This is a genomic window from Pseudomonas prosekii, from assembly GCF_900105155.1.
GTDB classification, from domain to species: domain Bacteria; phylum Pseudomonadota; class Gammaproteobacteria; order Pseudomonadales; family Pseudomonadaceae; genus Aquipseudomonas; species Aquipseudomonas prosekii.
The window spans coordinates 5,036,119-5,050,624 of the sequence record NZ_LT629762.1; the positions used below are offsets into that span (position 1 = coordinate 5,036,119).

A 14,506-nucleotide genomic window follows, 5' to 3' on the forward strand; every position below is an offset into this window, starting at 1 on the left:
TCTGGGACAGCGAAACCTGGCATCGTGAAGTGCTGGACAAACAGATCACCCTCAGCGACCTGACCACGGCTTACTGGAACATGCTGGTCAAGGACTTCGCCGCCAGCGCGCCACGCGACTACGGCCGGTTGCGGCTGGTCAGTGTCGGCGGTGAAGCGATGCCGCCGGAAGGCGTCGCGACCTGGGCCAAGGCTGGCCTCGGGCACGTGCGCCTGCTCAATACCTACGGCCCGACCGAAGCGGCGGTGAGCGCCACGGAGCTCGATTGCACTGACTACGCACTCGGCCAACGGCCGCTGCCGGCGACCATGCCGATCGGCCATGCGTTGCAGGGGCGCGGTTTGCACGTGCTGGACATGCATGGCCAACCGGCGCCGGTCGGTGTGGTCGGCGAACTGGTGATTGGCGGTGATTTGCTGGCGCGCGGCTATTTCAATCGTGCAGACCTCACCGCCGAGCGCTTCATTCCCGATCCGTTCGACCCGCTCGGCGGTGGTCGTCTGTATCGCACCGGTGACCTGGCGCGGTATCGCCCCGACGGCTTGATCGACTACGCCGGACGGCTTGACCACCAAGTGAAGATTCGCGGTTTCCGCATCGAACTCGGTGAAATCGAAACTCATCTGCTACAGGCGCCGTCGGTGCGTCAGGCGCTGGTGGTGGCGCAACCGGCGGCCATCGGTCAGCAACTGGTCGCCTACGTGGCGTTCGATGACCCGGCACTGGCCCGCGGCGATGCGACGTCGCAGGCGCTGCTGCGTGAAGATCTCAAGGCCCGTTTGCGCGCCAGCCTGCCGGATTACATGGTGCCGGCGCATGTGCTGCTGCTCGAAACCCTGCCGCTGAGCCCCAACGGCAAGATCGACCGCAAAGCGTTGCCGCGTGTCGATGCGACGGCGGCGTCCGGCGACTTTATCGCTCCGGTCGGCGTGCTGGAACAGCAGATCGCCACGGTCTGGCAAGAGGTCCTGGAACTGCAGCAGGTCGGGCGCAACGACCATTTCTTTGAGCTCGGCGGACATTCGTTGCTGGCGACCCAGGCAGTTTCGCGTCTGCGCAAACTCAGCGATTGCCCGTTGAACCTGCGTGACCTGTTCAGCCACCCGCGCCTGCAAGATCTCGCGGCCTACATGCATGAACAACGGTTGTTCGAGCAAGGCTTGCCCGTCAGCGATGCAGCGCTGCTCAAAGCGCCGCTGCTCAAGGCGCATGGCAGTAAAACCAGCGCACCGCTGTCGCTGGTGCAGCGCCGCTTGTGGATCGCCGAGCAACTGTCCGGTGGCACGTCGGCGTATGGCATGCCGATGGCGTTGCGCCTGCGCGGCGAGCTGTCGGTCGAGCGACTGATCAGCAGCTTCGCTGAAGTCGTGCGTCGTCACGAAGTGCTCCGCACCGCGTACACCCAGGACGATGAAGGTGATCCGATTGCGCTGATTGCCGAACACGTCGAACTGGATTTCCCGGTGATCGACTTGTCCGCTCTTTCACGCAGCGCGCAGGAAGAACTGGTCGCGCAAGCGGCGCTGGAAAACGCCCGCACGCCGATTGATATGGAACATGCGCCGCTGTTGCGTGGGCGGATCCTGCACCTGGGGCCGACCGAGCACGTGATGCTTTATGCGATGCACCACATCATTTCCGACGGCTGGTCGATGGGCCTGCTGGTCAACGAACTGGTGCAGATTTACGACCGCAGCAAAGTCGCTGATTCGACGCCGTTGCCGCCGCTCGACGTGCAGTATTCCGACTTTGCGTTGTGGCAGCAGGCCCTCGAACAGGAAGGTGTGCTGGCGCGTCAGGCGGATTACTGGAAGACCCGGCTCGCCGGTTACAACGGTCAGTTATCGCTGCCAACGGACAACCCGCGCGGGCCGACGCCTTCTTATGAGGGCGATGCCGTGCAATTCCGCCTGAGCCCGGGCCTGAGCACGGCGCTGCGCCAGTTGTCGATGCAGCGCGGCGTGACCTTGTACAGCACGCTGCTGGCGTCGTTCCAGGTGTTGTTGCACCAGGTCAGTGGCGGCGCGGATGTGCTGGTCGGCGCTGACGTCGCCGGGCGTGAGCAAGCGGAACTGGAACGCCTGATCGGCTTCTTCGTCAACGTCCTGCCGCTGCGTTCGCGGTTCGATGCTGAAATGCCGTTCGCCAGATTCCTCGGCCAGACCCAGGAAACCCTGCTCAGCGCGCTTGAGCATCAGGACCTGCCATTCGACATGATCGTCGAGGCTTCGGGCGTGCCGCGCCACAAAGGCATGAACCCGCTGGTGCAGGTGTTGTTCGTGATGAACAACCTGCCGGGAAGCACCCACGCCATGGGCGGTTTGAGCGTCGAATCGCTGCCGGCGCTGGAGACCCATTCTAAATTCGACATGGCCTTGTTCGTTGACGATGAAGAAGGGCAATTGCTGGGTAATTGGCAATTCGCCACAACCTTGTTCGGACACGAGCGCATTCAGCATCTGGTGCAGGCCTGGATAGCCCTGTTGGAACAGATCGTCGCTGATCAGGACATTCAATTGGGAGCTATCAGCATGCCAGTCGACAATTCAGCGGTGGCCGCCAAGCCAGCCGCGCCCGCACCTCAGGCTCCAGCACCGCAAGCCCCAGCACCGAAGGCCGACAAGCTCGGCAAGTTCTTGAAACGCGGTGCCGCCCCGGCAGCCAAGGCCCGGCCAGCGCCGGTGCGCGAATCGCTGATGGCCGCGCCGCAACCGTTCCCGTTGCTGCTGGAACCGAACGAGCCGCAGCTGGACTTGATCGAGTGGATCAACCACAACCGGGCGCTGATCGAAGCCAAACTGGCAACCCATGCCGGGATCCTGTTCCGCGGTTTCGAACTCGATGGCATTCAGGGTTTCGAGGCGTTTGCCGAAGCGATCCAGCCGGGGTTGTACGGCCAGTACGGCGATCTGCCGAAGAAGGAGGGCGGCAAGAACACCTACCGCTCCACGCCGTACCCGGAGCGCAAGATGATCCTGTTCCACAACGAGAGCTCGCATCAGGACCGCTGGCCGCGCAAGCAAATGTTTTATTGCGAGCAGGCCGCGCCGGTCGGCGGGGCGACGCCGGTGGTGGATTGCCGCTTGATGTACGAAAAACTGCCGGCGGACCTGCGCGACAAGTTCGAGGAAAAAGGCCTGCTCTACGTGCGCACCTTCACTGACAACCTTGACGTGTCCTGGCAGCACTTCTTCAAGACCGAGGACCGCGCCGAAGTCGAAGCGCGGTGCCGCGCCGGTGGCATCGAATGGCGCTGGCTCGACAACAACGAACTGCAAACCCGCACGCCGGGCCCGGCGATCATTCGTCACCCGGTGACCGGCGCCAAGTCGTTCTTCAATCAGGTGCAACTGCATCACATCTATTGGCTGGAGCCGGATGTGCGCGAAGACCTGCTGTCGATGTTCGGCCTCGAGCGCATGCCGCGCCATGTGTTCTATGGCGACGGCACGCCGATTGAAGATGAAGTAATGCAACGCATCGGCGATCTGTACGAAGAGTGCGCGGTGCGTTTCGACTGGCAAAAGGGTGACGCCATCCTGCTCGACAACATGCTGGTGGCGCACGCCCGTGATCCGTTCGAAGGGCCGCGCAAGATCGTCGTGGCGATGGGCGATATGTTCGACCGCAGCGCCCTTGAACGCGCAATGAACACCGAGGAAACCGGAGCATGAACGAGGTATCGATGGACCAGCAGGATCTGGGTTACGCCTTGACCGCCGAGCAGCAGCTATTGATCGAACGGCTGCCGACGGCGCCGGTCTGCGCCGATGCGCTGCGGTTTCTGCAGGTCGACATTGTTGGAGCGCTCGATCCGCAGCGCCTGCAATCCGCCCTCGATAGCGTGCTGGCGCAGCAGCCGATGTTGCTCGCGCGGCTGGCGAAAGCGCCGGGTTTGCACGGTCTTCGGCAGTTCGCCGGGGCTGCCCAGCGGTTTCCGCTGACGGTGCAGATGCGGGTCGTGACGCCTGCAGAGATCCAGGCGCAGTTGGCTGAATGGGCAGAACGTTGTCATGTCGTCGGGGAATCCGAGGGCGCGCAGGCTGTGCTGTATCGCTTGGCCGATGAGCGCTGGCAATTGGTTGTCGGCCTGGCCCGCCACAGCTTCGATGACAGTGGCGTGCGCCTGCTTTATCAGCAATTGCTGCTGACATATGCGCAGGAGACGGCGCAGGACGACGAAGAAACCGGGGAATTCAGCCAGTATCTGGAATGGCGCAGCGAAGTCGTGCTCGACGAAGACGCCGCCGGCGCTCGCGTTTACTGGCAGGAGCATCTGCAAGGGGCGGACGTCGAGCTGAGCACACCGTGGCTGGCTTATCGCAACTCAGGCGCGGCGTTGCCATCGAGCACCGCGTTGCAGTCGATCAATCTTCTGCCGGCGTTGCGCGAGGGTTTACAGCAGTTGGCTGGTTCGTTGGGGCAATCGCTGGAGGTGCTGGTCCAAGGTGCCTGGTGGTTGCTGTTGGGCCGACTCAGTGGGCACGAGCAGATACTGGTCGGCGCGCGGCATGACAGTCGCGACGATTACGACTACTTCAGCGCTGCCGTGGGCGTGTTCGAGAAAACCCTGCCGCTGCATTTGTCCTTGAACGCGCGCGCGCCGTTCAGCACGTGGCTGGCCGAGTTGGCCGCGCGGCTGGAAGAACACCGCACCTGGCAGGAATACTGGTCGGCGGAACTGGCGCCGAGCGCGGCGCGCCCGGCTTATGGATTTACCCTGAGCCGGGCTGCGCAGGCGCAAACCGCTGCAGGGCTGCAGTGGTCGGCGCAGTCGCGTGCCGAGTCGGGCGAGGCGCTGTTCGAATTGCTGCTGGAGCTGCAAGCCAATTCGGCGGGCGGCCCGCAGGCGTTGCGCATTCACTACGCAGCGTCGCGCTATTCGGCGCAGGCGATTGACGGGTTGATCGCACAATTGCACAGCGTGCTCGAAAGCATCGTCGCCAATGTTCACGGCGAAATCGCGAAGGTGCAGGTGTCGGGCGCCGCCGAGCAGCAACGTCTGCTGGGGCTCAACCCGCCCGCGCAAGCCTTGATCGATGGCCGCTACCTGCCGCAGCGCATTGCCGATTGGGCGCAGACGACGCCGGACGCGATCGCCGTGACGGCCGCCGAACAACGCCTCAGTTATGCGCAGTTGCAGACCAACGTCGAAGCGCTGGCCCAGGCCCTGAAGGATCAGGGCCTGACGCCGGGCGCGGTGATTGCGCTGGCCTTGCCGCGGTCGACAGATCTGGTGGTGGCGATGCTCGCCGCTTGGCGCATCGGTGCCGCGTACCTGCCGCTGGATGCGCAGTGGCCGCTGGCGCGCCAAGCCCTGATGCTGGAACAGGCCGGCGCGGCGCTGCTGTTGGTCGCGGACGGGCAGATCGGCCAGTGGCACGATCAGCCGCTGCCCGTGGCCACCGTGCAACGCGTGCTGCAATCGACATCGGCGCCGGGCTCGGCAGTCTCGGTCAGCGCGTTCGACACGCAGGCCAGCGATGCCGCCTACGTGGTGTTCACCTCCGGCTCCACCGGTGTGCCGAAAGGCGTGGTGATTGAGCATCAGCAGTTGCTCAACTACACCGCTCACGCCAGTCAGGCGTTGGGTTTGCCGCTGTGCAAGCAGTTCGGATTCACCTCCACCGTGGCCGCAGACCTCGGCAACACCGCGCTGTTCGGCGCCCTGTTCAACGGCGCGACGCTGCACGTGGCCAGCGACGAGCAGATGCAGGATGGCGGTTTGTTTGCCGAATTCGTCCAGCAACAGGCGATTGATTGCCTGAAAATCGTGCCGTCGCACCTTGCCGCGCTGCTCGCCAGCGAACGCGCGCAACTGCCGCACACGCTGATTCTCGGCGGCGAGCCGATTGCTCCGGCGCTGGTGCAACAGCTCGCCCGGTTGCGCAGCGATTGCCGGGTGTTCAACCACTACGGCCCGACCGAAGCCACGGTCGGCGTGCTGGTGCATCCGCTGCGTTTGGACGCCGATGCAGCGGACTGCGGGATTCTTTCGCAGGTGCTGGGCAACAATAAAGTGTTCGTGCTCGACGACAACCTGCAACTGGCGCCGGTCGGTGTGCTCGGCGAGTTGTACCTGGGCGGCGCACAGTTGTGCCGTGGCTACGTGAATGCCGAGGCCGATGCGCAGGTGTTTATCCAGAGCCCGTTCAATCCTCAGGAGCGGCTGTACCGCACCGGTGACCTGGCGCGTTATCGCCCGGACCTGGCGATTCAACTGCACGGTCGCCGCGACCAGCAGATCAAGGTGCGCGGTTTCCGCATTGGACTGGCCGAGATCGAAGCCGAGTTGCTGCGCCTGCCGCACGTTGCGCAGGCGCTGGTGCTGCCGGGTGAGAGCGCGCAAGCGGGGCTGCTCGCGTTTATCGTCGCTGCGCAAACACCGGCGGCCGGGGCGCTTGAGGCTATCCGCGATGAACTGGCGCTGCGCTTGCCGAGCGTGATGCTGCCGCAGCATTTGCAGTTCATCGACAGTTTCCCGCGCTTGGCCAACGGCAAGATCGACCGCCGCGCGTTGCAGCAATTGGCCGCCATTCCGGCGAATGACGAAGGCCTGGCGCCGCGCGATGCACTGGAGCAACTGCTGGCCACGCGCATGGCGCAATTGCTCGGGGTCGAGCGGCTGGGCATCGACCGCGACTTTTTCGCCGCCGGTGGCCATTCGTTGCTGGTGATCAAACTGGTGGCGGGCATTCGCAAGTTGTTGCAGTGCGAAATCCAGCCGGGCGTGGTCTTCGATCATCCGACCGTGGCGGGCCTGGCAGCGGCGTTGCGCGCGCAGGAAAGCAGCCCCGGCCAACTGGAGAAAATCGCCCAGGCGCGGGTGCGTCTGGACAGCATGAGCCCTGAAGAAAAAGCCCTGCTCACCGAAAAAGCCCGGCAATTGCACAACGCCAAGGCTGCTTTAAACGGTTGAGGCGACGGAAAAAACAGGCCGGCGTTTAGTGCGCCGGCCTTTTTTTGTGAAAATTATTGTGAATGATAAATAAACTCATTCCGGTTTTCCCCCGGTGCTGCGTCTTACTAACGTAAGCAGACAAATCGAACCGGGCAGGGTAGCCACAAGGTTCAGTTGCACCGACTGCAAAAAAACATTTTCCGCTGTCCGGACCAGCGATCGAGCCCGGGGAGGGGCCGGTCACGACTTGCCACGCACGCCTGCATGGGCCGCCGAGGCAAGCGGTTTTCAGGTCTGGCAGCGACAGGGTGCTCGGGCGCCCATGTCTTAACCACTTCAATAATAGAGAGCACGATGTCAGCAATTCACGAGTTCAAACCTCTGTTCAAGGCGTTGGTCATTGCCCGATCCCTGCGCTCGCGTCGTTCCATGGCCAGCCTCGGCCTGACGTGCCTGCTGCCACTCAGCGCACAGGTCTGTGCCGAAGAATTAAGTCTCAATATTCCTGCCCAGTCGTTGCCGCAGGCGCTGCAGGCATTTGGCGCGCAGACCAATCAACAGGTGATCTACAACGCCGACGATATGGCCGGCCTGCGCAGTACACAGGTCAGCGGCAAGTTGAGCAGCGAAGCGGCGATCAGCCAGTTGCTCAGCGGCACGGGCGTCAACTACAGCTTTGAAGGCAACACGCTGATGCTGGTGCGCGGCACCTCGACTCAGGGCCTGGAACTGGGCGCCACGACCATCAGCGCGCAACAGGCCAGCGCCACCACTGAAGGTTCGAACTCGTACACCTCGAACGCCGTGACCATCGGCAAGGGCACCCACACCCTGCGGGAAATTCCGCAATCGGTAACGGTGATCACCCGCAAGCAACTGGATGATCAGGGCATCGTCGATCTCAAGGACGCGGCCAACAAAACCACCGGTCTGGTCGGCGCGCAGGGCGTGGGCAGAGGCTTGGTCCTGTCGTCGCGCGGTTTCCAGATCGATGACTGGCAGTACGACGGTGTGCCGATCCCGCGTAACACCTACGCGCTGGGCAACTGGGCCACCCAGGACCTGATTTTCTTCGACCGCATGGAAGTGCTGCGTGGCGCCTCGGGTCTGCTGCAAGGCACCGGCAGCCCCGGCGGCGCGGTCAACCTGGTGCGCAAACGCGGTCAGGCAGCACCCAAAGTGACCCTGACTGGCAAGGCCGGTTCGTGGGATCACTACGGTCTGCAACTGGACGCCGGCGGACCGCTGAACCAGGAAGGCACGATCCGCGGCCGCTTCGTCGCCGACCAGGACAACAGCCACTCGTTCGTTGATTCCGAATGGTACGAAACCACCTCGCTGTACGGCGCGCTGGACTTTGACCTGAGCGACGCCACCACAGTCGGCTTCGCGGTCAGCCAGTCCGACGGCGAATCGCGCTCCAATGTCCGCGGCTTCCCGCGTTATGCCGACGGCAAACCGATCGACCTGCCACGCAAGACGTACACCGGCGCGAAGTGGAACCATTCGGACATCGATGTCACCACGCTTTACACCGATCTGGAACACCGCTTCAACGACGACTGGGCTTTCAAGGTCGGCGCCGTGCGCATGACGGAAACCAACAAGGCGAAAAACCAGCGCGTGCAAAACGGCATCAACGCCGATGGCACCGGGGTGCAATACGCGGACTTCCTGACAGACCTGGACTCCACCAAAGTCGCTCTGGACATGAACGTCACCGGCAAGTTCGACGCCTGGTCGATGCAGCAGGAAGTGATGTTCGGCGGCAACTATTCGAAGGTGACGACCGATGACAAGTACGCGCGGACCTTCAACAACAGCTCCGACAATATCTTCGACATCAATCACGATCGTCCCGACATCAGCTACGAAGGTTTGATCAACAGCCCGGGTGGCCGTGGCTTCCCGAGCGAATACGACATTCGCCAGAAAGGCCTGTATGGCAGCTGGCGAGTCAAACCGGTCGACGACCTGACGCTGGTTCTCGGTTCGCGGGTCAGCTGGTACGACTACAGCTACAAATCCTGGACCCAGACCACCACCGCCATCACCGAAGAACCTGAAAGCACCTCCACCGAATCCGGTGAAGTCACGCCTTACGCCGGGATCATTTATGACCTGAGCCGCGAGTGGTCGGTCTACGCCAGCTACACCGACGTGTTTGTGCCGCAGACCGAACGCACTACGGGCGGCTCGGTGGTCAAGCCGATTATCGGCAGCAACTATGAAGTGGGCATCAAAGGCGAGTTGATGGATGGCCGCATCAATACGTCCTTGGCGCTGTTCCGTTATGACCAGGAAAACCGTGCCGTTATCGACACGGCCGGCGAGCAGAGTTGTGACGGTTGGTATTGCTCGAATGCTTCGGGCAAGGTCCGCAGTCAGGGTCTGGATGCCGAGATCAGCGGTGAGGTGATCGACAATCTGCAACTGTTTGCCGGTTATACCTATAACACTACGAAGTATCTGGAAGACCCGGAGAACGAGGGCAAGATCTTTAGCTGGTGGACGCCGAAACATATGTTGCGGGTGTGGGGCAATTATCAGTTCACTGGCGATTGGAAGCAGGTCAGCACGGGTTTGGGCTTCACCGCTCAGACTCACACGGTGGGTTTCGATCATGCGGTGAATGTGCCGGGTTATGCGGTGTGGAATGCGCGGGTCGGTTATCAGTTGACGCCGGAGATCGAGTTGGCGATGAATGCGAACAACTTGTTTGACAAGGGGTATTTCACGCCGGCTTACAATCAGATTAATGGCAACAATAATTATGGTGATCCGCGTAATGTGATGTTCAGTGTGAAGTACACGCCTGAGTTCTGATTGCGTTTTCACTGTTTGACTGGGCCCGACTCGCGATGTGTGAGTCGGGCTTTTTATTGGCCCGACCCGTATCCCCCGAGTCTGCGCAATCCCTGTAGGAGTGAGCCTGCTCGCGATAGCTTTCTATCAGCCAACTTGTTCTTGTCGGGTGTACATATCCATTTCTGCGGTCACGGCGGCATTGGGTTTCGCTTTTACAGCGAGTCACTTTCGAGAAGCGCGAAAGTAACCAAAGCGCTCTTGCCCCTTTCGTTCGGTGCCTCGCCTAGGCTCGGCATGCCCTCGCTCCGGTCCTGCTCCGTGGGCCCGCCGCCATCGGCCATCCCTGGCCGGGGGCGGCTAACCCGGCATCCTTGCCGGGTTGCCCACTACGCAGAACCTGCGCTCGGCCTCACGAGGGGGCGGGCACCGCAAAAGCGCCGCGAGGCGGCCTGATAGCCGACCTGGTTCTCCCGGATATGCGCAATCCCTGTAGGAGTGAGCCTGCTCGCGATAGCTCCCTAACAGCCAACCACTTTCTTGCTGATTCAAAAACATCAAAATGTGGGAGCGAGCTTGCTCGCGATAGGCAGCGACGCGATGTGTCTGGATCACTTCATCGCGTCGCTGCATTTCTACTGAGGAGGAGGGGGGTAGCGCTGGGTGCTCACGCTCGCGAGGAATGTTTCAATCACTGATTCGATCAGTGTGTCGTCGAAGATCATGCTGCGGTGCAGCAGCGGTGAGTGCATTGAGCAGTTGAGTGCGCCGGTGCGGCTGTAGCGTTTGATCAGGGTTTCGTTGAAGGCCAGTTCTTGCGCGGTTTTTTCCGGCGTGGCCCACCAGCAGCTGGGCTGGACGGTTACCGGTTTGAAGGTGAACGCTGCGAACGCTTCGACCAGGCGATCGTGTACCGCGAACGCCTGGGCATTCATGACTTCGTTTTTGATGTTTTGCACGGTCGCCAGCAAGTCGCCCTGGCCGGGTTCGACCAGCCCGGTTGCCCAGTCATAAAACCCTTTCACCGAACCTTGCGGCGAATCTCGCAGCCACGCCGCCGTGTGCTCGGTCAGCGTCGGGAACAGCAGGTCGAAGTAGTGAATGGCATCGCGGATTTCTTCCGAGGCTTCGCTGTGGCTCGCCTCGTCGAGTTGGCGCTGGCGCGGCAGGTCGGCGGGGTACAGGTGCTCTGGAACGGTGCTGTCGACCAAGCCTAAAAAAGCCACCTGATGGCCTAGGCCTTCGAGCGTGGCGGCGATGTCCAGCGCGATGGCGCCGCCCAATGACCAGCCCAGCAGGTGATAAGGGCCTTGCGGTTGGGCCTTGATGATTTCGCTGCTGTAATCGGCAATCATCTCGTCCCAGGTGTGCGTGTCGTTATGTTGCTCGCTGAACCCGCGATGTATCACGCCGCTCACCGCCGCATGCGCCTTGAGTTTTTTCGCCAACGGCTGGTAGCAAAACACGATGCCACCGCTCGGGTGCAAACAGAACAATGTGGGCGATCCGCTCGGCGCGCTGTTCAGTTCGACCACGCATTGGCTCTGATCGCGATGCTTGCGCGAAAGAAACGCCGCCAACTGCGCAATGCTCGGGTGCGCCAGCAGTTCTTGCAGGCGCAGGTCGATGTTCAATTGCGCTTTGAGTGTGGAAATGAACTGGATCGCCAGAATCGAGTGCCCGCCGAGTTCGAAGAAATTGTCGCTGATGCCCACCCGGTCAACCCCCAGCGCTTGTTGCCAGAGTTCCGCCAGCGCTTGCTCCAGCGGTGTTTGCGGCGCCACGTAAGCTTGCTGCCACAGACTGGCGTCGGGCGCCGGCAATTTACTACGGTCGAGTTTGCCGTTGGCATTCAGCGGGAAATCTTCGATGAACGACAGATGCGCCGGCACCATGTAGTCCGGCAACTGTGATCGCAGCGCGGCGAGCAATTGCTCGCGCAGTTCGGCGGTCGGTGGTTCGCTGGCGATCACGTAGCCGACCAGTTGCTGCCCGCTCGGCCCTTCGTGTGTCAGCACCACGCAATCGCGCACCGCCGGCAAGCCTTGGAGGCGCGCCTGAATTTCCCCCAGCTCGATGCGGAACCCGCGAATTTTTACCTGATGATCGATGCGCCCGGCGTATTCGATGCTGCCGTCGGCGCCATAGCGGGCGAGGTCGCCGGTGCGATACAACAGCCCGCCGGGCAACGCGTCGAATGGATCAGGAATGAAACGGCTGGCGCTCAGGCTCCGGCGGTTGAGGTAGCCGCGCGCCAGGCCGGCGCCGCCGACATACAGCTCGCCGATACAACCTTTGGCCACCGGGTTTAGCTGCGGGTCGAGCACGTACCACGACAGGTCGACAATCGGCACGCCCAACGGGCTGGCCGCCGCACAGTCGAGGTCGGCCAGCGACAGCGGCCGGTACGTCACGTGCACGGTGGTTTCGGTGATGCCGTACATATTGACCAACTGCGGTGCGTGATCGCCGAAGCGCTCGAACCACGGGCGCAGGCTTTGCACGTCGATCGCCTCGCCACCAAAAATCACGTAACGCAACTGTTGCTTCAGGCTCTGGCCCGGCGCGCAGGCAATTTGCATCAATTGCTTGAACGCCGAAGGCGTCTGGTTCAGCACGCTGACTTTTTCTGCGCAGAGCAGCGCGTACATGTCTTGCGGCGAACGGCTGATCGCGTGCGGCACGATCACCAGTCGGCCACCGTGCAGCAGTGCGCCGAAGATTTCCCACACCGAGAAATCGAACGCGTAGGAATGAAACAGGCACCAGACGTCGCGGTGATTGAAAGCAAACCAGTCAGCCGTGGCGTCGAACAGACGCATCACGTTGTGGTGCGGCAGCAGCGCGCCCTTCGGTTTGCCGGTGGAGCCGGAGGTGTAAATCACATACGCGAGGTTGTCCGGGTGCACCGCAACGTCGGGATTGTGCTCGGCGCCAGTGGCCGTCGGCTCGAGGATCAGGCAGCGCACCTCGGGCGGCAGCGCCAGTTGTTCGCGCAGGTGCGCCTGGGTCAGGACCACCGTGATACCGCTGTCCTCAATCATGTAGGCCAGTCGCTCGGCCGGATACGCCGGGTCGAGTGGCACGTAAGCGCCGCCGGCCTTGAGGATCGCCAGCAGGCCGATGATCATCTGTGGCGTGCGTTCCGCCGCGATGCCCACCAGCACTTCCGGCCCGACCCCTGCGCCGATCAATTGATGAGCCAGGCGATTGGCCTGGCGATTGAGCTCGGCGTAACTCATGTGCTGTTCGCCAAACGTCAACGCGATGGCTTCACCGGCACGGCTGGCCTGTGCCTCGATCGCCTGATGCAGACAGCGTTGGCGCGGCAGCCGGGTTGGCTGTGGATTCCATTCGGTGAGGGTCTGGCGGTGTTCGTGCGGGCTGAGCAACGGCAACTCGCCGACGCTGCGTTCAGGTGTCTGAATCATCGCTTGCAGCAGGTTCTGCCAATGCCCGGCGATGCGCTCGATGGTGGTGACCTGGTAGAGGTCGCGACTGAATTCCAGACTGGCCGTCAGGCCTTGCGCGGAGTATTCGACATCCAGTGACAGGTCGAATTTCGCCTGATTTTCCCCGGCATCAAGGAAGTCCAGCGTCAGCCCATCCCAAACCATCGGCGGCGCGTCCGCACCGCCTGTGCGCCAATTGAACAACACCTGGAACAGTGGATTTGCGCTGTGGTTGGTCGGCCTTTGTAACTGGTCGATCAGCAGTTCCAGCGGGTAATCGGCATGGTCCATCGCCGCCAGCGACTGGCCGCGCAGTGCCTGCAGGAAATCCACCGTGCGCTGGCACGGATCGAGGCGCACGCGGTACACCTGGCTGCTGACGAAAAACCCCACCAGCTCCTGGGTTTCGCCGCGATTGCGGTTGGCGTTGGGCACGCCGACGGTGAAGTCGTTCTGGTTGCTGTAGCGCGCCAGCAGCAATTGCCAGGCACCCAGCGCCAGCACAAATGGCGTCAATCCCTGACGCTGGCAGAACGCGTTGAAGGCCTCGGCGAGAGCCGGTTCAAGCGTCCACTGCAAGCGTCCGGCCAAGTGCTGCTGACCGTCGGCGCGAGTCGCGTCCTGCGGCAATTCAAGCACCGGCAATTCACCGCCCAGGTACTCGCGCCAGTAATCGCCGCTGCGCGCGCAAGCGCTACTGTCGAGGTATTCGCCGCGCTGCCAGTGCGCGTGATCGGCGTACTGCAAGTGCAGCGGCGGCAACGGCGAATCATCACCCGCCCGCGCCTGAGCGTAGGCGCGCGACAAATCCTCCATCAGGATCGCGTTGGACCAGGCGTCCGAGACGATGTGGTGCATGTTCAGCAGCAACAGGTATTGCCCCGGCGCGGTGGTCAGCAACGTCGCCCGAATCAACGGCGCCTGGCGCAGATCGAAAGCCCGCGTCGCTTGATCCTGGATGCGCTGCGCCAGTGCTGCGGCGCGGGCCTGCTCGTCGAGGGTCGACAGGTCTTCGCGGTGCAGGGTCAGCCGCGCTTCACGCTCGACGATCTGTGTCGGCACGCCATCGAGTTCGGTGAAGGCGCTGCGCAGGATGTCGTGGCGGTCAATCACGCGATTCAGCGCCGCCTCTAGCGCATCGGCATGCAGCTCACCGCTCAGGCGCAAGGCGCGCGGCAAGTTGTACGCCGAACTGTGCGGCGCGCGTTGCTGCTCCAGCCACAAGCGCTGCTGGGCAAACGACAGCGGCGCTTGCTCCAGTCGGGTTGTGGTCGCCGGGGCGTGGACGGCGTCATCGGCCTCTGCCAGCAGCAGCGCCAGCAGATCATCATCAAGAAGTTCGTTCATG

The 14,506-nt window shown here is 62.5% G+C and carries 4 protein-coding genes (1 of these 4 cut by a window edge); 3 read left to right on the forward strand and 1 reads right to left on the reverse strand.

Annotated elements, in window-relative coordinates; translation table 11 throughout:
* The 3 genes from BLU01_RS22835 to BLU01_RS22845 form a co-directional block, all read left to right on the forward strand.
* Positions 1 to 3,674, forward strand: partial view of a non-ribosomal peptide synthetase gene (locus BLU01_RS22835; protein ID WP_092279733.1) — the 3' portion only. It extends 9,904 nt beyond the left edge of the window; only the last 3,674 of its 13,578 coding nucleotides appear in the window; its start codon lies off the left edge, out of view; its stop codon occupies positions 3,672 to 3,674.
* Positions 3,671 to 6,919: a non-ribosomal peptide synthetase gene (locus BLU01_RS22840; protein ID WP_092279735.1), complete on the forward strand. Its 3,249-nt coding sequence runs from the start codon at positions 3,671 to 3,673 to the stop codon at positions 6,917 to 6,919. The genes BLU01_RS22835 and BLU01_RS22840 overlap by 4 nt, the downstream gene beginning before the upstream one ends.
* Before the next feature lie 336 nt (positions 6,920 to 7,255).
* Entirely contained in the window at positions 7,256 to 9,727 is a 2,472-nt protein-coding gene (locus tag BLU01_RS22845; RefSeq protein ID WP_092279737.1) for a TonB-dependent siderophore receptor, read from the forward strand.
* A 614-nt stretch (positions 9,728 to 10,341) separates the two neighbouring features.
* On the opposite strand, the gene BLU01_RS22850 is transcribed toward BLU01_RS22845, so the two are convergent.
* The gene (locus BLU01_RS22850; RefSeq protein ID WP_092279739.1) at positions 10,342 to 14,505 is read right to left on the reverse strand and encodes an amino acid adenylation domain-containing protein; all 4,164 of its coding nucleotides are present in this window, start codon (positions 14,503 to 14,505) and stop codon (positions 10,342 to 10,344) included.
* Position 14,506: the final 1 nt, after the last annotated feature.

Bases quoted from the DNA above. Each gene is read 5' to 3' on its own strand.
- BLU01_RS22840 (WP_092279735.1), top strand. From the start codon at position 3,671: ATGAACGAGGTATCGATGGACCAGCAGGATCTGGGTTACGCCTTGACC.
- BLU01_RS22845 (WP_092279737.1), top strand. From the start codon at position 7,256: ATGTCAGCAATTCACGAGTTCAAACCTCTGTTCAAGGCGTTGGTCATT.
- BLU01_RS22850 (WP_092279739.1), bottom strand. From the start codon at position 14,505: ATGAACGAACTTCTTGATGATGATCTGCTGGCGCTGCTGCTGGCAGAG.